Consider the following 23583-nt stretch of genomic DNA (forward strand, 5'->3'; position numbering starts at 1 on the left):
TATAATAAATACTATTACAATACTTACATGAGTAGTTTTGATATCATACAAAAAGATAGTAAACGATGCAATATAAAAATTTCCGGTGATTTTGATAAAGTTAATCTGAAAAAATTATATCCCAAGATCAAAAAAATCAAGCAGGGAACTTTTGCTATCGTGACTATTGATTGTCAGGATTTACAAGCATTGGACTTTGCTGGAGCGATTGTTCTGGCAGATTTGGGTGCATATTTTAGTGACATAAAAGTACCGTTTGTTCTCACCGGTATGAATCCGGACTTTGAGGGACTACTCCTCTTTGCTAGACGAAATCTAAGACAAAAATCCAAAATTACAATCAAAAAAGAAAACATTTTTGCATCGAGTGTCTATAAAATTGGAAAACTTGTTATTGACATGTTTGAATCACTACTTCTGTTTTCCTCTTTCTTGGGGCAAAGTACGATTGAATTTTTACGTATTCTTCCTAAACCTTGGCGCTTTCGCTATAAGGCAACGGCGGTACATATCGAACGCTCAGGTGCGCAAGCGCTACCGATTGTGGCATTGACCTCATTTTTGGTCGGACTGGTGATTGCCTATCAAGGGGCTGAACAGTTAGCGAGATTTGGGGCCAATATTTTTATTGTTGAATTGGTCAGCATCTCGATGTTTCGGGAACTCGCTCCATTGATTGCGGCGATTGTTATTGCAGGTAGAAGTGCTTCTGCTTATACGGCAGAAATTGGCACGATGAAGATTACGCAAGAAATTGATGCGATGAAAACGATGGGACTTGACCCGGTTTTGTTTCTTGTATTGCCACGGATGTTTGCTCTGTTGATAGCCATGCCTTTGATTGTATTTTTTGCTGATATTATTGGCACCTTTGGGGGCATGATTGTAGCGAAATACCAATTGGGCATTTCCTATCATGAATTTATTATCAGAATGCGCAATGTTGTAGAAGTCAAACACATTCTTATCGGGCTTTTCAAAGCACCATTTTTTGGTTTGCTTATTGCCTTGATTGGATGTTTTCGTGGTTTTCAAGTCTCTGGGAGCACTGAGAGTATCGGTAAATATACGACCATCAGCGTCGTCAATGCAATCTTTTGGGTGATTGCGTGTAATGCTCTGATATCGGTCGTTTTGACTAAGGTTGGCATTTGAAACCGATTATTATTAGCGCTCATGATATTGTCACGCAATTTGGTAAAAAAGTGGTTCATGATAAGGTCTCGGTTGATATCTATGAGGGTGAGATTTATGGTATTTTAGGAGGAAGTGGGAGTGGTAAATCGACGCTTTTGAGAGAAATTGTCATGCTTCAACCCTTTAAAAGTGGCACCATTGATATCTTAGGCTATCGCATCGGGGCACTCACATACTCACAAATGGAAGCATTGCGAAAAAATTGGGCGGTTTTATTTCAGTTTGGTGCCCTTTATTCTTCGCTTAATGTTTTGGAAAATGTCTCGATTCCATTGATTGAGCATACCAATTTGCCTATGGAAGTGATAGAGCAGATTGCCCTTAGTAAATTAAAAATGACAGGACTTGATCCTGAGGCTACTTATCTGTTCCCGAGTGAACTAAGCGGGGGTATGAAAAAGAGAGTGGCGCTCGCACGTGCGCTTGTTATGGACCCTAAAGTGCTCTTCTTGGATGAGCCTACAAGTGGTTTGGACCCTGTTGGTGCGGAAAATTTTGATATACTCATACGCGAGATTGCATCACTTTTGAAACTCACTGTGGTGATAGTGACGCATGATTTGCATACGATTGAACATGTTTTGGATCGATTTTGTATCCTTCAAAATAAAAAAATTGCATTTGAAGGAAACTATAAAGAGGCGATTCAATCAGAGAATTATGCTATCAGAGAGTTTTTGAAAAACTGATGGATACGATAAAAGGAATATAGTATGGAAAAAAGACTCAGTTATACCATCGTTGGTACCTTTGTGATTGCTATCACATTGGCACTTTTTTCTTTTTTGTATTGGATCACAAAATATGGAGACAATGCGATAGAGCACCATTATTACAAGACCTATTTTACAGAATCGGTCTCGGGGCTCAGTTTGGACTCCCCTGTAAAACTTCGAGGGGTAGAAATCGGACGGGTTAAAAGCATTTCAATCAGTGAAAAAAACAGTGAAGAGGTAAAAGTACTCCTTGAGATTAATAAAGGCACGCCGATTAAAAAGGATACCTTTGCCCTATTAGATTCCCAAGGCATTACCGGACTCAAGCATGTTGAACTTGAAGGTGGCAGCAAAGATTCCCCCCTTCTTATGGGCGATGATAAAACAAAAATTCCTACGATTCCCTCCAAAAAATCAGTCATTGCGATGTTGTATGATAGTGGCGAATCCATGATTGAAAAACTCAATGTCATCTCAGAAAAAGCCAATAAAATTTTGAGTGAACAAAACGTCCAGTATCTTTCTAATATTATTCAAAACTTATCGCGTACGACAACATTTATCGATGAAAACAAACATCGTCTCACTGAGATGTTTGATCAGATTAGCTTGTTAAAAGCAAGTGTGGAGACCAATTTTAATGCGATAGAAAAAGATTTTAAAAGTTTTAAAGATAGCAGTAGTGATTTGATTGAACATACCAAAAAATTCGAAGACAAACTCACGCCTACCTTTGATAAACTAGGACGTGCTAGTGACCAGCTCGGTGATGCTAGTGATATGGCGAAATTGTTTTTTCGCTCCGTACAAAAAGAGCTCGATAGTGGGGCATTTAATCTCTCAGATATTGTAGAGAGAAATTTACAGATACTCAATGATGCGGCTTTCTCAATCAAGGATACCTCCTTGAAGCTCGATGATGTAATAGAAGAGTTCAAACAAAGCCCAAGTGATATCTTTTATAAAGTGGGCACAAAAATTCCAGGACCAGGGGAGCGTCATGAATAAGATTTTAACGGCTATTTTTATAGTGATTTTCATCAGTGGATGTTCGATTAAAGAGGTCAGCCCTCCTGTTGTGACCTATCATCTCGAAGACAATCATCAAGCACAGCAACAGATTATAGGGGATAAAATCTTGAAGATAGCACGGTTTAAATCTCCAAATTTCTTGCAGAGTAGAAAAATTTGGTATCAGGAACCTTCTGGGAGAATAGGAGCGTATTTGTACTCAACATGGAATGAAAATTTCACCAGTATGGTAGCACAAAGTTTGACGGACAATATTTTTAAAAGCGGTCTTTTTAAAAGTGTTTATAGTGAGTATTCCAAAATGTTACCGGATTTGTTGTTGGAGGCAAATATCGTCAATGCCGTGCAAAATATGAAAAAGGTTTCCTTTGAGATACGCGTGTATGTGGTTGAGAGAAAAAGTGCTGCTTTGGTGGCTACTAAAGCATTTATCTATCAGGAGACTTGTGATAGTATCGATGCCAAAGGGGCGGTGGATGCGTATCAAAAAATACTTAATAAATTTAATAAAGATGTGATATTATGGCTAAAGAGATCAGTGAAAATAAATTAAACCAATTATTAGAACTCAACAAAAAACTCGTCTCACAAGAAGAGAATCCCAAAAGACTCAAACTGCTATCTGATGCGATTAAATCGATGTTAAATGTCGATCGCTGTACCGTATTTATGCATGATGATACCAATGGTAGCTTTTGGTCTGTGTGTCTGGATGGGCTGAGTTTTTTAGAAGTGCCTGATGATACTGGGATTGTGGGTGAAGTTTTTAAAACCAAGAACACAATCATGATCAATAATGCTAAAAACTCAAAACTCTTTAATGATGTGATTGATACAAGTATCGGCTATGATACCCGCAATATCTTGACTATGCCGATTTTTGGTTATGATAAAAAGACGATTGGAGTCATCCAGCTTTTGAATAAAACCGATGGCAGTGAGGGCTTTAGCGAAGAAGATGAGAAAGTCTTGAATTATGTCATGAGCCATATCAGTGCGTATTTGGAAGCGATGTTGTAAATTAAGAGTGTTTCACAATCGCAACACAATTATTTTGATACAATAATAAAAAGGATTAATACTATGAAAAAAGTGTTTTGCTGCCTTTTCATCTTTAGCATAGCATTATTGGCAAAAGTTGATTATAGTGTCGTAAGCACTGAAGAGTTGATGGCGATGGTGGGGTATGTACCGGCTGAGAATAAAAGTGCCTTTTTGCGAGAAGTCAATGCCAGAATTCGTACCATGTCGGACCAAGAGAAACACGTCTATCAACACAATATCAAAAAATTAAAAAAAGTAAAAAAATGAATACCGCCAAACTGTTCTTGCTCGAAGATGATGTGAACCTCAATGATACTATTGTAGAATTTCTTGAAGAATCAGGTTTTGAGGTGGATACGGCGTATGATGGCGATGAAGCGGAGAGCATGATATATGAAAAGAATTATGATCTTTATCTCTTAGATGTCAATGTCCCGGGAATCAATGGATTTGAATTATTGAAAAAAATCCGCACCAATCGGGATATGGTGCCTGCTATCTTTATGACCTCACTCAATACGATGGATGATGTCGAAAATGGATATGCAAGTGGTTGTGATGATTATATCCGTAAGCCCTTTGAACTCAAAGAATTGCGCCTGAGGATTCAGACATTGTTGGCCAGAGAATTTTTTCATGCGCGCGATTCTAAGATACAAATTGACCAATCGATTACTTACGATACACTAACTCATGAGCTCAGCGTGAGTGGTAAAGTGATGCAACTACAAAAGAAAGAGGCACTGCTTTTAAAGCTGTTTTTACAGAAAAAAAATGAGATTATAACTCACGATGTTATTTACGCGACATTGTGGGATTACAACGAAGTTAGTAGTGATGATGCGCTGCGGACGTATATCAAAAACTTACGAAAAATCATAGGGAAAGAAAAAATTGTCAGTGTTAAAAAGCTGGGATATAAATTTACGACAGAGTGAGAAAAAAACACTCGTCTCATTTTTTATTCTTTATGCATTTTTTACGATTGTGTTGTTGCTCTTTTTTGCAATCTATTACTACAATACACAAAAAGATTTGATGCTTCAAAGTAAACGATTAGGATTGTCTACTTTGGCGAGTGAGCAGATTGAAAGGCTCAAAGAGGTGCATGTCAATTTTGATAAAACGAAGCGCTACCCAAGAGACACACGGTTCAAATCAGCGATTTATGATAGTACCTATCACAAGATATTTTCTCTTTTGGATCATGATGCCGATGTGGATCTGAATCAAGATATTTATATGCGCGGGAATAAAATCTTTTTTATAAAAGAGCCTGAATACTACTATTTGGGTGCCAAATATGTCGTCATTGAAGTCAAAGATAGTGGGATTTGGAAGCAAACAGTTTATAAAAATCTTGTGATATATGGTGGAGTATTTTTGTTCATGATGCTTGCGATGGGATATTTTTTGATGCATCTTATTTTAAAACCGATGAAAGAGGCCATCTCCTTATTAGACCGCTTTATCAAAGATACCACACACGAACTCAACACGCCTGTGGGTACGATTCTCTCCAATATCGAGTTGAGTGAAAACACGCATTTGGATGAAAAATTAAAAAAAAGATTGGCACGAATCAAAATCGCTGCACGCACAATCTCAAATCTCCATCAAGATTTGATTTTTCTCACGCTTGAGAATAAAATCATCTCCAAAAATGAATCGATTGATATGAAAGCGTTGATTTTAGAGCGCTTGGAGTATGTCTCTTTATTCTTAAAATCAAAAAAAATCCAAACAAAAACCCGCTTACAAGAGCAGGTGTTCCTTGAGGCAGATCGCAACAAAATAGTAAAATTAATCGATAATCTCATCTCCAATGCTATCAAATACAATAAAATCAATGGCTCATTAGAAGTCATCCTCTCAGCGCATCATCTATCGATTAAAAACAGTGGTCGGGGCATTGCCAAAGAAAAATTATCGCAGATTTTCAATCGATACGAGCGTGCGGATAAAAGTGTCGGGGGCTTTGGTATTGGCTTGAGTATTGTGAGCAAGATTGCAGAAGAGTATCATTTGAAAATTACAATTGACTCCAAAGTCAATGAATACACGGAGGTACAACTCTCATGGTGAAGATTGTCGTGCTTATATTGAGTCTCTTCATACATCTACACGCCTCAGTATATCAAGATAACTGTGTGCAATGCCATCAAAAATTGCCGGTTAAAATCGATAAGTTTTTTTATCGTTATCTTTTGAAATACAGCAGTGCCATTGAGACCAAATATGCGATGAAACTGTATCTTTTAAATCCGACAAAAGAGACGTCGATTTTAAATAAAGCGTTGTTAAACCGTTTTGGTGTGAAGCAAAAAACAACACTGAGCGAGCAGCAACTCGACGAGGCGATTGATGAATATTGGGATATTTATAAGGTATTTGGAAAATTAAAATGAATAGGATAGGATCATGAAAACGTTGATACTGCATGGCTGGGGCGGCAGTGATATGCCCCATTGGCAGAGTTGGCTTGCGGGAGAACTGGCCAAAGATTATGGTACCGTCTGTTTTCCCCTCTTAAAAGATAAAGATGCGCCAATAAAAGAGGTGTGGATGCAACAGGTCAAAGCGCTGTTGGATGATTTTAAACCCGATACCGTTGTGTGTCATTCACTGGCAAACACATTGTGGTTTCATCTGTGCCAAGCGTATGATTTGCCTGAGGTACACAAGCTGTTTTTAGTGGCACCACCGAGTTTAAAGGTCACGATTCAAGAGGTGGCGACTTTCTTCCCCGTGGAGGTACCACGTAATTTGCATGCGAGTGATGTGGTCTTAATCACCTCGACCACCGATCCGTATATGAGCCAAGATGAAGCCAATGATTTGGCACATCAATTGGGAGTGACTCACAAAATTTTGGATCAAGCCGGACACATCAATGCCGATAGTGGATTTGGTGTCTGGGATGATATTTTGGATATGATAAAGAGGGATGATTGAACTATATTGGCTCAAAATCTAGACTCTCTTCTTGGATCAAAGAAGAGATAACAGATGTTTTCAATGCGGACCTCTCGGATAAAATTTTTTGTGATATTTTTGCAGGTACGGGTATCATCGGTAGAACTTTTAAAGGGCATGTCAAGAAAATCATCAGCAATGATTTTGAATATTACAGTTTTGTATTAAATAAAAATTATATTAGCAATCGACACGCTTTAGAAGATAAAGAGTATTATTTGGAATATCTCAATACTGTGCCACTGGTGCGTGATGGATTTATTTATCAACACTACTGTCTAGGAGGCGGGAGCGGTCGGCAATATTTTAGCGATACCAATGGTATGAAGATTGATGCCATACGTCAACAAATCAATCGATGGTTTTCACATCATGAGATCAGTGAGGAGATGTATTATTTTTTATTGGCATCGTTGATTGAGAGTGCTGATAAAGTGGCCAATACCGCTTCGATTTATGGAGCTTATTTAAAACACCTCAAAAAATCAGCACAGCAAGAGTTGCGATTACAACCGGCGCATTTTGAATATGATGTGGGACAACATGAAGTGTATCATGAGGATGCCAATGTGCTGATTAAAAAAATAAGTGGCGATATTTTATATCTGGACCCACCCTATAATGAACGTCAATACAGTGCCAATTATCATATCCTCAATACTATTGCGCTGTATGATCATTTTATACCGAGAGGGAAAACTGGCCTTCGTGGTGATTTCAACAAATCAAATTATTGCAGGCGAAATCGCGTGCATCGCAGTTTTGAAGCATTAATCAAAAATGCGCAATTTCCTTATATATTTTTGAGCTACAACAATGAAGGCTTGATGCATAAAGAAGATGTCAGCGCGATTATGTCACGCTATGGGACGTATGATTTGGTGACAACAGAATACAAAAGGTTTAAAGCCGACCAAACTCTAAGTCGCAACCATAAAGCATCCGTGACTAAAGAGTATCTTCATATTTTAAAAAAATAACTTCACAATGACTTCACTTTTTTATTTTATACTGTGACAAATCAAAAAGGAGTCGAAATGAAAAAGTTACTTTTGGCCGTATTGGCAGTATTTGCTATCAATGTGATGGCAGCAGAAGATGGTGCCACATTGTACAAAAAATGCTCAGCCTGCCACGGGATGCATGGAGAAAAAAAGGCTTTGGGTAAATCTGTCGTCATTAATACATGGGATGCACAAAAGCTTGAAGATGCCCTCAAAGGCTATAAAGATGGCACCTTTGGTGGTGTGATGAAAGGCATCATGAAAGGGCAAGTCGCACATATGACTGACGCGCAAATCAAGGCGGTATCTGAGTATATCACGACGTTGAAGAAGTAAGGATTATGACCCTTTTATCATCATGTTTGATGATGTTAAGCCCACACATATCGGCCAAAACTTCAAAAGAGTGCGGCGTGTAAAAGGTGATATGTGTGGGGTCTCTATGATACCACCAATCTAAAAATTCACGAGAATCATTGGTATGAAAGAGTGTCATGATAGCAATGATACCTCTGTTCTTTAAGTGCTTTTTAAAGAGCATCAACAGGGCTTTTGGGTCGGCAACATGCTCTAAGACTTCAGTACACGTAATCAAATCATACTGCTTGTCTTCATAAACTTTTTCGGGTTGAAAAAATTTATCATACCCATCTGCTTGCAACCCACGGCGTTTTAAAATCTCAGCTAAAACCGGTCCAGGACCAGAACCAAAATCGAGTGCTTGGGTTGCATCTTTTGGTAAATCTGACCAAAAATAATCCAAAAAGTTTTCAAACATTTTGACATAACCGGTGCTTTCAAAATTATTATGGTGTTGATTATATTGTTGCTTTTCTTTGGAATCATCTAAGAAGCATTCTTGATCCATCCAGATGGTTTGACAAGCGTGACATTGGTGATATTTTTTGTTTTGTTTTACGTCATTGATCAACGTCGTATCATGATGACAAATCTTACAGCGCATTTTTTACCTTAATTTATCTTTGTTAAGTTTTATTTACTTATTTAAGCAGTTATACAAAAACTTATTGCTATTATATCTTTTATGAATAAAATTGTAACTGCACTCTTTTTATTGTTACTGCTTTTGAGCGCTATTTATGTCTCACAAGGGAAATTTTCTGGTAAAGAAATACGTTTGGGGATGAGTGGACCCTTCTCCGGGAGCAAAAAAAATCTCGGTCAAGAGATGTTGATGGGGGCACAAGCATATTTCAAAGGAATCAATACCCAAGGGGGTGTTTTTGGTAGATATATCAAAATTATTACTCGTGATGACCGATACGAACCCAATCTTGCTATTGAAAATGCTAAGAAATTTATAAACGATGATAAAATATTTGCTTTTTTCGGATTGATTGGAACGCCTACGGCTAAAGTCATCTTGCCGATTGCCCTCGAACATAATATTCCCGTGATAGGGACATTTTCTGGAGCAAATTTTCTACGAAAACCCGCTCATTCTCAATGCCCGTGCTGGATATGAAGCAGAGACCGAGAATCTCGTCAATCTTTTTGTGAATAAAAAGAAAATGACACGGATTGCAGTGTTGTATCAAAATGATAGCTATGGTCGAAGCGGATTACGAGGCATTAGAAAAGCATTGGACAAAAGAAATCTCAAAATTATTGGAGAGGGGAGTTACAAACGCAACACGCTCTCAGTAGGGAATGCACTCTATGAGATTAGTCTCACGCGACCCGAAGCGATTATTTTGGTCGGTACAACAAATCCCGTAGCAGAATTCATAAAGCGGGCACGCAAAGATGATAAAATTATCAAAAATATTCATTTTGGTGTTCTCTCTTTTGTGAGTCCCAAATTGCTGGTGAAAACCCTACACTATAAAACCAAAAATATCTATTTTTCTCAAGTCGTACCCACACCTTGGACGTCTCAAAAAGAGACTGTAAAAGCGTATCGTAAGGCTATGAAAAAATATTTCCCAGGGCATGATTTGGGCTATGTCTCTTTAGAAGGATATTTTGCCGCTAAGATGATTACAGAAGTGTTTAAATCCGTCGGTGAGACCTTCACAAAAGCTGATTTTATTCAAGGCATGGAGAAACTCTCACGAGAGATTGATAACAACAGACACCCCGATAAAGTCTCCAAAAAATGTCCGTGCTTGCGTCTGGTGACCATCAGTCGATATATCAATGGCACATTTGAGTTGGTACCATGAAAATTAAAACGACCAAGGATTTGATTGCTAAAATCAACGATATGACGATTGAGACCAAGACAAGCTTGCTGTTTTTAGTGATGGTAACAGGGATGCTCTTTATCGGTAGCTTTTCACATATCAGCCTCAACCGCATCATGGAAAATTACAATATTATCTACACCAAACGAATGCTTCCTATCGCAAGCTTGGAAAAACTCAAAGATATTTATAGCGTCAATGTCCTCGATACCCTGCGAGATATGGAGCGTCATTTAATCGTTTACAAACAAGGAGAAGATGTGATCTCTTTGGCGCAAGAGTTGATACGACGCGATTGGAGAGATTATAAATCAGGATTGAGTGATGAAAAAATAGATTTTTTTGATCGGTTTATTAATCTTTTTTATAATTATAAAACACCAAATGCGACCACACCTCTAGATATTGATGAAGAGAGTTTGATTGAAAAAGTAGATAAGAAAATTGATTATATTGACAATATTTTGACGCATATTTTTGCCCTGCTTAAGAGTCATCATGAGGTTCAAGCCTATAAGATACTCAAAACACAACTCTATCCGACGGTTTATTCTGTCAATATTGATTTGACGCAGTTAATTAATCTCAATTTAGAAGCCTCTATTCAAGACAAAGATAAGACGCATCAAGTCTATAAGGCAACATTTGAGTGGATTGTCGCTGGTACTATTGGTACGATTATTGTCGCGGCATTGATTGCTATTGTGATTTTACAAAATATCAGGATGCTGCATGATAGTCTGGCTCAAAGGGTGGATCAAAAAACCAAAGAGTTGCAAGCGCTTAATCATGATTTGGAGCTCAAAATTGACCAAGGAATCGAAGTATGCCGACAAAAAGATGAGATCATGATACGCCAATCGCGCCATGCTGCGATGGGTGAAATGATTGGAAATATTGCCCATCAATGGCGTCAACCGCTTAATGCCTTGAGTTTGGTCATACAGAGTTTTCAAACCAAGCAAATGCTCGGACAAGAATTGAGCGAAGAGTTTGTAGATAAGCAGGTTAAAGAGGGCTTGATGCTCGCTGGAAGTATGTCCAAAACGATTGATGATTTTAGAAATTTTTTCAACCCAAACAAGCATAAATCACGCTTTAGTATTGCGCAATCTATTAAGAAAAGTATTGAGATTATGGGCGGTTATTATAAACGACACCATATTAATATTATATTGAGCGTGAGAGATGATTTTGAAATCATGGGCTTTCCTAATGAGTTTTCGCAAGTCATCGTCAATCTTTTGTCAAATTCAAAAGATGTATTATGTGAAAAGGAGATTGAGAATCGATTAATTGAAGTATTGATTTATACCGAAGAAGAATACGGATATGTCCGCGTTATAGACAATGGAGGAGGAATCAAGCCAGAGGTGATTGACAGGATTTTTGAACCCTATTTCACCACCAAGCACAAGTCCTCAGGCAGTGGCATTGGTCTTTATATGTCGCAACAGATTATAGAGAAACAGATGCAAGGAAGTATTATTGCAGAAAATATTTCTCATACCTTTACAAATTTTAAAGCGTATGAAAAATGTGCAAATATAAAAATATGTTTACCATTAAAAGGAGGTAAAGGTTATGGATTTAAACAGTCTTAGAGATTGCGTTATTCTCTATGTTGAAGATGATATTGCTGTACAAAATCAGACAAAAATGATATTGAGCGATTTTGTCAAAGAAGTTTTGGTTGCTAGTAGTGGCGCTGAAGGACTGGCAGTACTGAGAGAGAAAAAAGTAGATTTGATTATTACTGATATTACGATGCCAGAATTAAACGGTATTGAGATGCTAAAAACACTTCGATATGAAGATAAAAATATGACACCGGTCATCATTACGACAGCTTTTACAGAGACAGATTATCTTTTGGATGCGGTGAAACTTCGCGTCGAAGGGTTTATCATGAAGCCTATCAATATCAAAGAGTTGGTGACTTCGATGTATAATATAGTCTTGCCAATTATGCAAAAGAAAGAGCTTGAAGATTGTTCGAGCATTGTTGAGAGTTTGTCGGTATTAGTGGGGGGTAAGAAGATTGAGATCCTCAAATATATTATGAATAATCTCGACGATGATCACATCTTTAATGGTTCTTATCAAGATATTATGGACAATATCGGTGTGAGTAAGCCAACCGTTGTGGGGATGTTCAAGCAGTTGATTAAGGCGGGTATTTTAGAAAAATTGAAAAATAAAATGTACAAATTCACCAACAAAAGATTGATATCAAAGATTAATTAAGAACCAAAATAAGGAGAATCAATCATGTTTTGTATTTTGTATCCATATATAAATATAAAATTATAAAAAACTCGGTACAATACAAAAAATAAAGGAGTCGATACAATGAAAAAAATCGAAGCAATTATAAAACCATTTAAATTAGATGATGTCAAAGAGGCCCTCAATGCGATTGATGTGACGGGGATGACGATACAAGAAATCCGAGGTTATGGACGACAGCAAGGTCATTCTGAATTATATCGTGGAGCAGAATATGTTGTCGATTTTGTACCTAAAATCAAGATTGAAGTGATTATTAGAAATGATGATGAAGATCGTGTCATCCATGCAATTATCGAAGCAGCAAAAACAGGTAAAATCGGTGATGGTAAAATCTTTGTGAGTAACGTAGAAAAGGTCATAAGAATTAGAACTTCAGAAGAAGACGAAAACGCTATCTAGTTATAATCTTACTAAAAGAGGGACAAATCCCCCTTTTTTTAGGACTTACTGTACATTTTTTTTCACTTCGGCTATAAATTCATGAATATCATCATACAAGGCTTGCAAGTCCTCTTCATGTTCAACTTCATCTGCTAGTATTTGAGAGACCATATCATAGGTGACAATATCGCGCTCTCGTGTCGTATCGGCAAGTTTCGAATAGATGCTAATGGCGCATTGTTCTCCTTTGATGGCTTGTTCTAATACCGGCAATACGTTGGCATCAGTTGGGGCATCATAACCGCAATTTGTGTGCGTGAGCCAATCTTGCGGATGTAAAAGGGGCGTACCGCCAAGTTGCATAATCCTATCACACACCATTGTCGCATGGCGCAACTCATCAGCCGCGTGTTGGTCAAGCTCTGCAATAGCCGCATCTTTCATGATGCCTTTGACGACTTTAGCTTCAATAAAATATTGATAATAGGCCAACCATTCATCGGCATAAGCTTTATTGAGAAGTGTGACGACTGCGTCAGCTTCGATTCCCTTTAAGATAGAAATTCCTCTTTTTGCCATAATATTTTCCTTTGATTCAGTAAGGTACTTACTTTTTAGGCAAGTACCAAGGGGTTAGACGAGGTGTTGTCTTTTGAAATACTCTTGTGGTACTTTACAAAGTGGGCATACTTTTGGTGGTTTTTTGCCTCTGTGAACATGGCCACAGACTTCACAAACCCAAAATTCATCTTCATCACTATCAAAGAAGCCCTCTTCTTCGAGTACTTTTTTAAGTTCGGCATATTCTCTCTCGTGTTCGACTTCTACTTTAGCGATGGCTTTGAGCAATCTTGAGATCTCTTTATGTCCTTCTTCTGCGGCAATGGCTGCAAAATTTGGATACATCTCTGTATGCTCATAATTTTCACCTGCAATTGCAATGTCGAGATTTTTGAGGGTTTCGTGCATTTCTATGCCATAGACCAGTTTGTTGTAAGCTTCATATTCTGCTTTGGCGTGGTATTTTTCATTTTGTGCCGCTTCCATAAAATGTTCTGCAATGACATGCCATCCTGCCTCACGTGCGAGTTCGCCGAAAAATTCGTATTTATTTCGAGCTTGAGACTCTCCGGCAAAGGCCTTCATGAGATTGACGGCTGTGAGATCCTTGGTAGTGCATTCCATGGCTTGATCACAACAAGTCAGTGTTCCGCCCCCAACATTTTGTACCTCTACTTCGTTACCGCAAACATTACATTTGTAGGTTTCGTACTGCTTCATTCTTACTCCTTCATTAAAGTGTTTGTAAAATCTTAACTGAATAAAAATAATATGTCAATAGGAATTATTTGCATTATATTTACTCTGATATAATATGATGTTTGCGCAAAATATTTCGAAGCGTACTGCGTGAAATATCCAAATATTTTGCCAAATGTGTGATGTTGTCACATTTTTGTAGTAATATGTCATAAAACTCTTTTTCTAGACTATTGTGAATCTCTTTTGCATTTTCGATACCGCGTATTTCAATCATTTGTGCAATAATCTCTTGGGCGCTGCAATCTTTTGTTTTTTCGATTTCAAATTGAATATGCTCTTTTTGGATGACATCTTCATGCGCATTGAGGGCTGAGTTATAAACGGTATTTTTTAATTCTCGGATGTTGCCCTTGTAGGTTCGTTTTTTGAGCAATTCCAATGCGTCATTTGAAATACCTTTGATATTGAGATTGAGTTCAGTGTTGGCTTGCTTGATAAAAAAATCAACCAATGCCGGAATATCTTTTTTGCGTTGATTGAGTGCGGGTATTTCAATTTTAATCATGGAGAGACGATAGTATAAATCTTGCCTAAAAAGATCCTTCTCGATATTGTCATTGATGTTGATATTAGTCGCAGAGATAATCCTACCATGAAATTTTATATCATGAGTACCTCCGACACGTCGAAAGGTTTTATTTTCTAAAAATCGAAGCAATTTACTTTGTGATTCTGTACTAATCTCTCCGATTTCATCCAAAAATAGCGTGCCATCTCCCACTGATTCTGCAAATCCGATATGTGCCGTTCTCGCATCAGTAAAAGCGCCTTTTTCATGACCAAAGAGTTGCGATTCAAAGAGTTCTTTGGGAATCGAAGCACAATTGATGGCTAAAATTTCAGATTTTGAATTTCTTGAATTTTTGTGGATCAGGTTGGCGATGAGCTCCTTTCCTGTGCCGGTATCCCCTAGTATCATGATAGGCAAATCATTGTTAGCCGCTACGCCGATTTTGCTATAGATATCCTTCATCGTCTCAAAAGAGCCGACAAATTCTTCATTGATTTGATCTAGTACCTGGATAAAAGCATCATCTTTTTCTTCATATTTTTTGACGATATTCTTGAGTTCATCGACGGTGAAAGGTTTTTGAAGAATATCTTTGATACCAATTTTTGAGGCTTCAATCATATTCGTAGGGGTGGTATAGGCCGTCATCAAAATCGCAGGGAGTGTGATGTTGTGCTGTCTCAAATTTTTTATCAAATCAATACCTGAAAAATCATCCGAGAGCATAATATCTACAATCAAAAGCTGAATCTGCTCGTCTTTAATGCGCGCAATAATATCAGATTCCAAACCATGGAATAGAACCGTTTCATATTTTGCTCTCTTTAAAATCTTAGAAACAGAATACCGAATCTCATCTTGATCGTCTATGATGGCAATCTTCACGATAATTCTCCTTGTGGTAGTTTTATGATAAAGGTCGTCGTATCGTCATCGGCGATGTGAATTTGACCTCCTGAGAGATAGACAATCTTATACACCGTAAAAAGTCCCAATCCAGAGCCGTGACTTTTGGTTGTAAAAAAAGGTTTAAAAATTTTCTTTCGCAATGTTTTTGGTATGCCACATCCACTATCTGTGATTTTGAGTTCACTCATTTGGTTAGGTTTTTTGACCCAACTTATCTCTATATTCCCCTTTTGTTTGATGGCATCTATCGCATTATTGATGAGGTTGAGTACAATCATCTCAAAGGAATTTTTACTGATTTTGACATGCAAACCATCTTGGACATACTGTTTTATATGGATGTGGTGTTCTTGCAGTTTTGGTTGCAAAATAGCCAGCAATTCATCCAAAGATTTTTGAATGGGAAGAGCGACGATATCCCGCTGGTCAATCGGTTTTCCTAATGATAAAAAGTCGATAACTTGGGCATCCATACGATTGAGAGTGTTATGAATGATGTGCAAATCCTCTTTATCAATCTCTTCATCTTCTTGGAGTAATAGTTTTAAAGGTTGCAAAAGATTTTTGATTTCATGCGCAAATAAAGAGCTGATTTCACCCAACGTTTTGAGGGAGTGGAGGATTTTCTCATTTTCTTCTAGCTTTGAGAGTTGCGTGATGTCAGAAAATGAGATGACAAGGTATTCATTGACCAATTGAATTTGATAATACAATGATAAATCTTCGCCCAAATCATTCGTGATTTTTTGTTTACAAAAAGTACATGAGTGATTTTGATAGCATTGAATGAGGTTTGTGATGTATTCGCTTTTAAATTGATTCTCTTCAAGCAACAGTGTGCTGATGGGATGTTCGTTTTGATACATGATATTGAGATCTTCATCACAAATGACAATGAAAACATCCACCGATGCCAAGGTGCGTTGGTAAAAGTTTTTGAGTTCTTCTTCTTTTTTAACCGATTCTTTGATCTCTTTGAGTAAGAGGGTGGTTGTCTTGACAAGATCCGTAATTTCATCATTTTCAACACTTTGTATCTCGCGTATGTCATCCCACTTTTTCAGCGATATCGCTTTGGTATTATCTCGCAATATATTGAGTCGATCCAGTAGATTTTTCATAAAATAAATGGCAAAAAGAAATGAAAAAACAGCTGCAAAGGTCATGATTAAAAAGTTGGTTGAAAAGCTCCTCTCGAGCATATTTTTGATGGAGCTTTTTTCAATATCTAAGACAAAATATCCCAGCAGTACACCATCTTTTTTGAAAGGAAGTATTTTGTGTTCTTCGGGGTCATCAAGGCGGGTTCCCATCTTGTGACGCGCGGTGTCGGTATGTGCCAAGACAATAGAGTGCTTATCGATAATACCGGCATCTTTAATAGCACTATTTTGAGAGAAGGATTTGAGAAACTTAAACAAAGCCCACCGGTCATTAGCCAAGATGGCACTGGTGAGAAAATCTTTGTTAGATTGGATGTTGCTATCAATCATTTCATTGATGATTTCATTGGTCTGTTTTTTGGACGTATCGATGGCAAGTACGACGATGAGAGAAGAGAATATGAAAATAATCATGAAAATCAAAAAAGCCAATTTGGTATAGATGGATTGTGAGTGCAACCAGTGTAAGAGTTTGGTCATTTTTTTTCTTTTAATGCATTGAGCATTTTGTAGATATTAGAATAGGTTTGATTGGTTGGCTTCTCAAATCGGTCAATATTGAGATGATTCAAAATTTCTTTACCGATTTTGGTGTGGTGCATATTTAAAAAGAGGTTTTGAAGTTCTTGAAATTCTCTTTTATTGAGGTTGTTACGCGCTACGATAGGTGAAATGGTATAGGGGCCCAATTTTTGTACCACTCTTAGATTTTGCATATCTTTGGGGTGTTTTTTGGCATATTGTGTCAAGACCAAACTATCGATACTCGCCCCATCAACAAATCCATCTAATACCGCTTTTATAGATTCACCATGATCATACGTATAGATAAGATTGCTAAAAAAATTGGTGATTGTGTCTCCGTGCATAAAAATTGTATACGTGGGGGCAATGGAGCCTGAGGTGGAGTCAGGGTCAGTAAACGCAAAGATTTTTCCTTTAAAATCCATAATACTTTTATATTTTGTGCCTTTGAGTGCAATGATTTCTGAGTAGTATTTGTCCTGACCATTGATAATCGGGATGGCCAATAAATCAGCATTGTCTTTGTCTTTTAATAGGGTATAAGTAGAGCTACAAACATAGGCGATATCAGATTTTGCATCTTTTATATTGGAGACGACCTCCGCATAAGTTCGGGCAAATTTAATATCAATTTTAAACTTTGAATTTTGTTCTAAATATGTTTTCCATTGTAGATAGGTTTTTAAATCTTCTTTGAGTGTAGTGCCGGTAAATGAAAAGGTAATATTTTTAGCATCAAGCGGTAAAAAGAGTGTAAAAAGCAGTAAAAAAGTGGTAAAAATTTTACCACCGGTGGAAAATTTTTTATCGTTTTTCATATTGTATTTCCTTTAAAAATATACGACAACGCCCAAATTGTGGGATTTATAAAAAACTGGAATAGTATTTGCGCCTATAGAGGTACAAACTGTATGCGTATTATATACATGTAATGTAAAAATCTGCTTTAAAGGAGTTGCCATGAGCAAAGATGAGCTTCGAAAAGTTGGCGAAACACTGACTTTAGAAACCGATGCGTCTAGGAGAGAATTCTTAGACAAGTTTAGTAAAGGCATATTTGGCGGGTTGATAGCAGGAGGTATTGTCAATGCCCTTGCCCCCACTCAAGCCAAAGCGAGGATGGATGGTAGCAATATCAATTTTTCTACACCATTTGAATCTTTTGACTTGCCAGAATACCAACCCGGAGAGGATTCTATCCTAAGAATGATGCGTGATCTTCAAAGAGCACTTAAAAAACCAATCGAGCTACGACGCTGGAATATGGTGATTGATTTAAGAAAATGTGTCGGTTGTGACGCCTGTTCTGTTTCATGTGCTGCTGAAAATAAACTACCACCAGGGGTGATTTACCGACCTGTTATTCAACAAGAAATCGGAACTTATCCCAATGTAGGTCATGTGACACTACCCCGTCCTTGTATGCATTGTGATGAGCCTCCTTGTGTGCCGGTTTGTCCGGCTGAAGCGACGTGGAAACGTGCCGATGGTATTGTGATTGTTGATTATGACCAATGTATTGGATGTCGGTATTGTTTGACTGCATGTCCTTATGATGCGAGAACTTTTGATTTTGGTTTAGAGTACATCGATGATGCCGCAGACGCTCCAAAAGTATTTTTAGGCAAAGATAAAGCAGGCAAATATGAAACGTTGGCTTCTTATGAATATGCCAAAGAGTGGAAGCGAGAAGGCGAAGAATCACCGATAGGCAACGCGCGAAAATGTCATTTTTGTATCCCTAGAATCGAGAAGGGGTTGCTTCCTGAGTGCGTTGTGACATGTATTGGACGGGCTACTTATTTTGGCGATGCTAATGATCCAGATAGTTTGGTTTCTGAGCTTGTGGCATTACCTAATGCTTTTAGACTCAAAGAAGAGATTGGTACACATCCTAGTGTGTATTATATTAAGTAGGGGGATGAGATGACAAGAGAAAAAATGGGCAACATCCTGGTTTGGATTTTAATCATTGGTTTTGGTGCCTGGGGTATGCCTGGTATCATAGATAGATTTACGAATGGACATATTAATACCGCGTATGGTTCTTATATCCCTTGGGGATTGTGGATTTCATCTTATATTTGGTTGATTGGGTTATCAGCAGGGGCTTTGATGATTTCGGTCATGACCTATGTGTTTGATATCCAAGCTGTTAAAAAAGTAGGCAAGATGGCGTTTTTGGTAGCCATAGCTACTTTGGTTGGTGCGATGATTTCTGTGGGACTTGATTTGGGTCATCCTTTGCGAGCCTTCAACCTAATCCTTGATCCAAATCTTCACTCCATGATGGGATGGATGGCGATTTTATATACGGCTTATTTTATAACACTTTGTGTTGAATTGTATTTAGCAATCAAAAAAGAGCAAGCACAAGGTGCCAAACAAAAGTCTATCAAAAAGATTTTAATCGTTTTAGGAATTTGGAGTATTCCATTGGCATTTGCGTTCCACGGAGGTGTGGGTGGTGTTTTTGCTAATGTCATCGCAAAACCGTTCTGGCATGGACCCATGTTACCGGTTGTCTTTTTGGCGGGCGCCTTTTTGAGTGGGGGTGCACTATTTGCAACCGTCGCTTATATCTGGAGACCCAACCAGTCACAAGAAGAGTTTTCAAAAATGATGATATTTTTGGGAAAAACCACTTTGGCACTTTTGATTTTAGATGAAATTTTAGAGATTTCAGAAGTGTATATTGGAACTTTTTATGCCGCATTTGGTGAGGGACATATCTGGCAAGAGATTTTGTTCGGACCCTATTGGTTTACTTTTTGGGTTGTTCACATCCTCATTGGGGTGTTAATTCCACTGTTTTTACTCACTGTCAAATCAAAATCCCCCGGTGCCATCGCGCTGGCTGGTTTATTGATTGCGGGTAGTTTCTTGGCGGTGAGACTCAATATCGTAATCCCAGGGATGATTGATCCGGGATTTCAAGGTATCGCTGAAGCTTGGGTGCATAGCAAATTGACATTCTCATATTTGCCATCAACCATGGAGTGGCAGGTACTGTTCTTTATCGTAGCGGTTGTGATGGCCGTCTTTATGATCGGTAAAAAACTCTTACCAATATATCAAGTAGCAGGAGAAGAATAATGAAAAATGAAATTATAGAAAACAAACCCATGGACCGAAGAAGTTTCCTTAAAACTTCAGCCCTACTTGGTGGTTCTGCCGCATGTTTGGGTGCCGTTGAAAAGATTAATTCACAAGGAACAGGAAGGGGTAAAATCGATTATCCTCTCAATGATGCTGAGAATGTGATTTATTCTGTCTGTTTGCAGTGTCATACTGCCTGTCCCATCAAGGTCAAAATTGAAGATGGCGTCGCGGTGAAAATCGATGGTAATCCATACTCGATACAAAACCTTAACAGCCCGATTCCAACATCCACAGATATCCAAGTGGGTGCGAAGATTGATGCGGGTCTTTGTCCTAAAGGTCAAGCAGGGATTCAAACGATTTATGACCCATACCGTGTTGTCAAAGTATTAAAAAGAGATGGTAAACGGGGTGAAAATAAATGGAAAGTGATTCCTTTCGATCAAGCGATTACTGAAGTCGTTGAGGGAGGAAAACTGTTCTCACACGTACCAGGAGAAGAGAATCGAGTGGTAGAAGGCTTGCGACAAGTGCGTGCCTTGCAAGATGCTAGCATTGCCAAAGCGATGGCAGCAGATGCGATGAATGTCGGTAAAGGCAAGATGGCATTAGCCGATTTTAAGGCAAAGTACAAAGCACACCTTCATACATTAATTGATCCGGACCAGCCCGATCTTGGACCCAAAAATAACCAATTTGTCATGTTGGCAGGAAGAATGGAACACGGACGAAAAGAACTGGCAAAAAGATGGCAAAAAGGCTCTTTTGGAAGTATCAACTTTATGGAGCATACTACCGTTTGTGAGCAATCTCACCATATCGCCTATAAACAAGTCACCAGCCAATATTTAGGCAAAGGCAAATGGAAACCAGCAGCAGAGCATCTAAAACCCGATTTTAGAAATGCCAGATTTGTTATCTTTTTTGGAACGGGCTTTGTGGAAGCAAACTTTGGACCTCCAATCATGGCCAACTTAGTCACCAATTCCGTGACGCATGAAGGTTGTAAAGTCGCAGTAGTCGATCCTAGATTTTCAAAAAGTGCGGCTAAAGCATGGCAATGGGTTCCCGTACGCCCTGGTGGTGATGCTGCCTTGATTTATGCGATGATTAGATGGATGTTTGAAAATGACAAGATTAATAAAGAATTTTTGGCCAATGCCAATAAAGCCGCGGCAAAAAATGCGAATGAAGAGAGTTGGACGAGCGCGACACACTTAGTGGCATTTGATAAAGAGGGACCGGGCAAAAAACTAAGAGCCAGTGATATTGGCATCGGAACCAGTGATGAGTTTGTCACGACCAAAGATGGAAAGCCCGTGGCCGTTAATACCAACGACAAGCTCAATCCAATCGTTGGAGATCTCTTCTTCTCAGGTGAGCTTGGGGGTATCAAAGTCAAATCAGAATTGATGATGGTAAAAGAGTATGCCATGAGCAAATCTATGGAAGAGTGGGCAAAAGAGGCCGGTCTTAGTGTGAAAGAGATTGTAAAATTAACGAGAGAATATACAAAATACGGCCGACAAGCCGGAGCGGAGATGTACCGAGGTCCGGTGCAACACACCAATGGATATTATAATGGAATGGCCGTTATTTATCTCAATATGTTGATTGGAAATATCGATTATAACGGGGGTTTGATTAAAGGGGGTGGACATTACCACGAAGATGGTAGTAAAGGTGGTCCTTTTAATCTTAAAGTAGATGCATATCCGGGAAAAACCAAAGCGTTTGGACACAAAATAACCCGCGAGGGCTCTTATTATGAGCATAGCAGTTATTTCCAAAAATACGGCTATCCTGCCAAACGACCGTGGTTCCCACATACAGGAAATGTCTATCAAGAAGCAATTCCTTCTATGGATGATGCCTACCCTTATAGCGTCAAGATTTTGATGACGATTATGGGGACACCGCTTCTGTCAAATCCGGCAGCACAAATGTCAATGCAGACCATTCTTGATCTGAAAAAGACGCCACTGTATATTGCTAATGATGTAGCGATTGGTGAAAGTAGTATGTTTGCTGATTATATCTTTCCGGATGAAGCGATTTGGGAACGATGGGGAAGCCCACATGTGCCACCATCTGCGGTGACGAAAATGTCAAAATTTAGACAACCAACCATCGAGCCATTGACCGATGTCGTGAGTGTTTTTGGTGAAAAACAACATATCGGTTATGAATCCATGCTTTTAGCGATGGCTGAAAAACTAGGACTTCCAGGATTTGGAGATGATGGTTTTGGCAAAGGTATTCCCTTCAAAAGAACGGAAGATTGGTATCTCAAATTGGCCGCAAATATTGCAGCAGGGGATCACAAGGGGGATGATTTACCAGAAGCAGATGATAGAGAGATTGCAATTTTCAAAAAAGCACGACGTCATATGAGTTCGGCAACCTTTGATTTTGCACGATGGGAAAAAGCTTGTATTGATGCCAATGGTAAAAATTGGTTCAAAAAGACCATTTACCTCCTCAACCGTGGTGCTCGTGGTGAGGATTTCACAAAATATACCAAAAATGTGGCAAATAGTGATAAGATATTGCATAAATTTGGCAAAATGTTTAATTTCTACTGCGAAAATGTTGCCAATACACGACACTGTTATACCGGTAAAAAGTTTGGTGGCATTAGTCAATTTAACAAAGCCGTGGATTATACGGGTAAAGAAGTCGTGGGAAGCAGTGCCTATCCACTTCGCTCTATCACTTATAAACCGATAACCGGAGGTCAAGCAAGAACGCAATCTGTGGATTACTGGTTGCAAGCGATAATGCCTGAAAATACTATCGACATCAATGCCCAAACTGCCTCAGATATGGGATTAAGAGATGGTGATATGGCAAAAATCGTCTCAGCGGACAATCCAAGTGGTAACTGGGATTTGGGACCATCAGGTAAAAAGCCAATGATCGGTAAAATTAGAGCGATTGAAGGCCTAAAACCTGGTGTCATCAGCGTCTCTTGGAGTTTTGGTCACTGGGCATATGGTGCCAGAGATATCATGGTAGATGGTACTGTTATCAAAGGGGAAAAAGCCAGAGAGAGCGGTTTGTGTTCTAATGCCGCATTGACGGTGGATAGCGGACTCAAAAATTCTACTTTAGAAGATATGATCGGCGGGTCAGCTGTGTTCTATGATTCATTTGTAGGACTTGAAAAAGTGTGACAGTGTGAACCCGTCAAGGAAACAT

Annotated in this window: 26 protein-coding genes; 20 read left to right on the plus strand and 6 right to left on the minus strand. The window is 38.5% G+C overall.

Translation table 11 applies throughout. From position 1 onward, the window contains the following. The first annotated feature begins 27 nt into the window (after nucleotides 1-27). The 12 genes from SFB89_RS00975 to SFB89_RS01030 all read left to right on the plus strand — a co-directional run bounded on the left by SFB89_RS00975 (nucleotide 28) and on the right by SFB89_RS01030 (nucleotide 8305). Nucleotides 28-1155 (plus strand): MlaE family ABC transporter permease, encoded by a 1128-nt coding sequence (locus SFB89_RS00975; protein ID WP_443082181.1) that lies wholly within the window; start codon nucleotides 28-30, stop codon nucleotides 1153-1155. A 5-nt stretch (nucleotides 1156-1160) separates the two neighbouring features. Next, nucleotides 1161-1886 (plus strand): ABC transporter ATP-binding protein, encoded by a 726-nt coding sequence (locus SFB89_RS00980; RefSeq protein ID WP_331776028.1) that lies wholly within the window; start codon nucleotides 1161-1163, stop codon nucleotides 1884-1886. A 24-nt stretch (nucleotides 1887-1910) separates the two neighbouring features. Beyond that, nucleotides 1911-2921: an MlaD family protein gene (locus SFB89_RS00985; RefSeq protein ID WP_331775088.1), complete on the plus strand. Its 1011-nt coding sequence runs from the start codon at nucleotides 1911-1913 to the stop codon at nucleotides 2919-2921. Then, on the plus strand, nucleotides 2914-3498 hold the full coding sequence (locus SFB89_RS00990; protein WP_331775089.1) for an ABC-type transport auxiliary lipoprotein family protein: 585 nt from the start codon (nucleotides 2914-2916) through the stop codon (nucleotides 3496-3498). The genes SFB89_RS00985 and SFB89_RS00990 overlap by 8 nt, the downstream gene beginning before the upstream one ends. Beyond that, a complete protein-coding gene (locus SFB89_RS00995) occupies nucleotides 3468-3965 on the plus strand; it encodes a GAF domain-containing protein (RefSeq protein WP_331775090.1) in 498 nt (165 codons plus the stop codon). The genes SFB89_RS00990 and SFB89_RS00995 overlap by 31 nt, the downstream gene beginning before the upstream one ends. Before the next feature lie 63 nt (nucleotides 3966-4028). Further along, nucleotides 4029-4256 carry a DUF1104 domain-containing protein gene (locus SFB89_RS01000; protein ID WP_331775091.1) on the plus strand — a complete coding sequence of 76 codons (228 nt, stop codon included), beginning with the start codon at nucleotides 4029-4031 and terminating at the stop codon, nucleotides 4254-4256. Further along, nucleotides 4253-4927, plus strand: a complete 675-nt coding sequence (locus tag SFB89_RS01005; protein ID WP_331775092.1) for a response regulator transcription factor — start codon at nucleotides 4253-4255, stop codon at nucleotides 4925-4927. The genes SFB89_RS01000 and SFB89_RS01005 overlap by 4 nt, the downstream gene beginning before the upstream one ends. Beyond that, nucleotides 4890-6074, plus strand: coding sequence for a sensor histidine kinase (locus SFB89_RS01010; RefSeq protein WP_331776029.1), 1185 nt, complete (start codon nucleotides 4890-4892; stop codon nucleotides 6072-6074). Before SFB89_RS01005 ends, SFB89_RS01010 begins: the two co-directional genes overlap by 38 nt. Further along, complete coding sequence (locus SFB89_RS01015; protein WP_331775093.1) at nucleotides 6068-6397, plus strand: hypothetical protein; 330 nt, start codon at nucleotides 6068-6070, stop codon at nucleotides 6395-6397. The genes SFB89_RS01010 and SFB89_RS01015 overlap by 7 nt, the downstream gene beginning before the upstream one ends. Before the next feature lie 13 nt (nucleotides 6398-6410). Further along, nucleotides 6411-6944, plus strand: a complete 534-nt coding sequence (locus tag SFB89_RS01020) for an RBBP9/YdeN family alpha/beta hydrolase (RefSeq protein WP_331775094.1) — start codon at nucleotides 6411-6413, stop codon at nucleotides 6942-6944. Continuing rightward, nucleotides 6941-7945 carry a DNA adenine methylase gene (locus SFB89_RS01025; RefSeq protein ID WP_331775095.1) on the plus strand — a complete coding sequence of 335 codons (1005 nt, stop codon included), beginning with the start codon at nucleotides 6941-6943 and terminating at the stop codon, nucleotides 7943-7945. Before SFB89_RS01020 ends, SFB89_RS01025 begins: the two co-directional genes overlap by 4 nt. 57 nt (nucleotides 7946-8002) lie before the next feature. Next, entirely contained in the window at nucleotides 8003-8305 is a 303-nt protein-coding gene (locus SFB89_RS01030) for a c-type cytochrome (protein ID WP_331775096.1), read from the plus strand. Here the strand turns inward: SFB89_RS01030 and SFB89_RS01035 are convergent. Beyond that, complete coding sequence (locus SFB89_RS01035; protein ID WP_331775097.1) at nucleotides 8286-8933, minus strand: class I SAM-dependent methyltransferase; 648 nt, start codon at nucleotides 8931-8933, stop codon at nucleotides 8286-8288. The two genes, SFB89_RS01030 and SFB89_RS01035, sit on opposite strands and share 20 nt — an antisense overlap. Before the next feature lie 81 nt (nucleotides 8934-9014). Here SFB89_RS01035 and SFB89_RS01040 point away from each other — a divergent pair, with 81 nt between their 5' ends. The 5 genes from SFB89_RS01040 to SFB89_RS01060 all read left to right on the plus strand — a co-directional run bounded on the left by SFB89_RS01040 (nucleotide 9015) and on the right by SFB89_RS01060 (nucleotide 12867). Beyond that, the gene (locus SFB89_RS01040; protein ID WP_331775098.1) at nucleotides 9015-9455 is read left to right on the plus strand and encodes an ABC transporter substrate-binding protein; all 441 of its coding nucleotides are present in this window, start codon (nucleotides 9015-9017) and stop codon (nucleotides 9453-9455) included. Nucleotides 9456-9486: 31 nt separating this feature from the next. Further along, complete coding sequence (locus SFB89_RS01045; RefSeq protein WP_443082173.1) at nucleotides 9487-10155, plus strand: ABC transporter substrate-binding protein; 669 nt, start codon at nucleotides 9487-9489, stop codon at nucleotides 10153-10155. Continuing rightward, nucleotides 10152-11780: an ATP-binding protein gene (locus SFB89_RS01050; protein ID WP_331775099.1), complete on the plus strand. Its 1629-nt coding sequence runs from the start codon at nucleotides 10152-10154 to the stop codon at nucleotides 11778-11780. The genes SFB89_RS01045 and SFB89_RS01050 overlap by 4 nt, the downstream gene beginning before the upstream one ends. After that, nucleotides 11761-12423: a response regulator gene (locus SFB89_RS01055; protein WP_331775100.1), complete on the plus strand. Its 663-nt coding sequence runs from the start codon at nucleotides 11761-11763 to the stop codon at nucleotides 12421-12423. Before SFB89_RS01050 ends, SFB89_RS01055 begins: the two co-directional genes overlap by 20 nt. 105 nt (nucleotides 12424-12528) lie before the next feature. Then, on the plus strand, nucleotides 12529-12867 hold the full coding sequence (locus SFB89_RS01060; protein WP_331775101.1) for a P-II family nitrogen regulator: 339 nt from the start codon (nucleotides 12529-12531) through the stop codon (nucleotides 12865-12867). A 45-nt stretch (nucleotides 12868-12912) separates the two neighbouring features. Here the strand turns inward: SFB89_RS01060 and SFB89_RS01065 are convergent, their stop codons facing one another. From SFB89_RS01065 to phnD, 5 genes are all read right to left on the minus strand, one after another. Next, nucleotides 12913-13428 (minus strand): ferritin-like domain-containing protein, encoded by a 516-nt coding sequence (locus SFB89_RS01065; RefSeq protein WP_331775102.1) that lies wholly within the window; start codon nucleotides 13426-13428, stop codon nucleotides 12913-12915. Nucleotides 13429-13482: 54 nt separating this feature from the next. Further along, a complete protein-coding gene (locus tag SFB89_RS01070; protein ID WP_331775103.1) occupies nucleotides 13483-14130 on the minus strand; it encodes a ferritin family protein in 648 nt (215 codons plus the stop codon). 79 nt (nucleotides 14131-14209) lie between these two features. Beyond that, nucleotides 14210-15568 (minus strand): sigma-54-dependent transcriptional regulator, encoded by a 1359-nt coding sequence (locus SFB89_RS01075; RefSeq protein WP_331775104.1) that lies wholly within the window; start codon nucleotides 15566-15568, stop codon nucleotides 14210-14212. Next, a complete protein-coding gene (locus SFB89_RS01080; protein ID WP_331775105.1) occupies nucleotides 15565-17235 on the minus strand; it encodes a sensor histidine kinase in 1671 nt (556 codons plus the stop codon). The genes SFB89_RS01075 and SFB89_RS01080 overlap by 4 nt, the downstream gene beginning before the upstream one ends. Beyond that, complete coding sequence (gene phnD, locus SFB89_RS01085; RefSeq protein WP_331775106.1) at nucleotides 17232-18098, minus strand: phosphate/phosphite/phosphonate ABC transporter substrate-binding protein; 867 nt, start codon at nucleotides 18096-18098, stop codon at nucleotides 17232-17234. The genes SFB89_RS01080 and phnD overlap by 4 nt, the downstream gene beginning before the upstream one ends. Before the next feature lie 142 nt (nucleotides 18099-18240). Here phnD and SFB89_RS01090 point away from each other — a divergent pair, with 142 nt between their 5' ends. The 3 genes from SFB89_RS01090 to SFB89_RS01100 are packed head-to-tail and all read left to right on the plus strand — an operon-like array spanning nucleotide 18241 to nucleotide 23558. Next, complete coding sequence (locus SFB89_RS01090; RefSeq protein ID WP_331775107.1) at nucleotides 18241-19197, plus strand: 4Fe-4S dicluster domain-containing protein; 957 nt, start codon at nucleotides 18241-18243, stop codon at nucleotides 19195-19197. Between the two features lie 9 nt (nucleotides 19198-19206). Further along, nucleotides 19207-20376 carry an NrfD/PsrC family molybdoenzyme membrane anchor subunit gene (gene nrfD, locus SFB89_RS01095; protein WP_331775108.1) on the plus strand — a complete coding sequence of 390 codons (1170 nt, stop codon included), beginning with the start codon at nucleotides 19207-19209 and terminating at the stop codon, nucleotides 20374-20376. Continuing rightward, complete coding sequence (locus SFB89_RS01100; protein WP_331775109.1) at nucleotides 20376-23558, plus strand: molybdopterin-dependent oxidoreductase; 3183 nt, start codon at nucleotides 20376-20378, stop codon at nucleotides 23556-23558. The genes nrfD and SFB89_RS01100 overlap by 1 nt, the downstream gene beginning before the upstream one ends. The last annotated feature ends 25 nt before the right edge of the window (nucleotides 23559-23583 follow it).

The organism is Sulfurospirillum sp. 1612 (assembly GCF_036556685.1).
In the GTDB taxonomy this organism is placed as follows: Bacteria; Campylobacterota; Campylobacteria; order Campylobacterales; family Sulfurospirillaceae; genus JAADIZ01.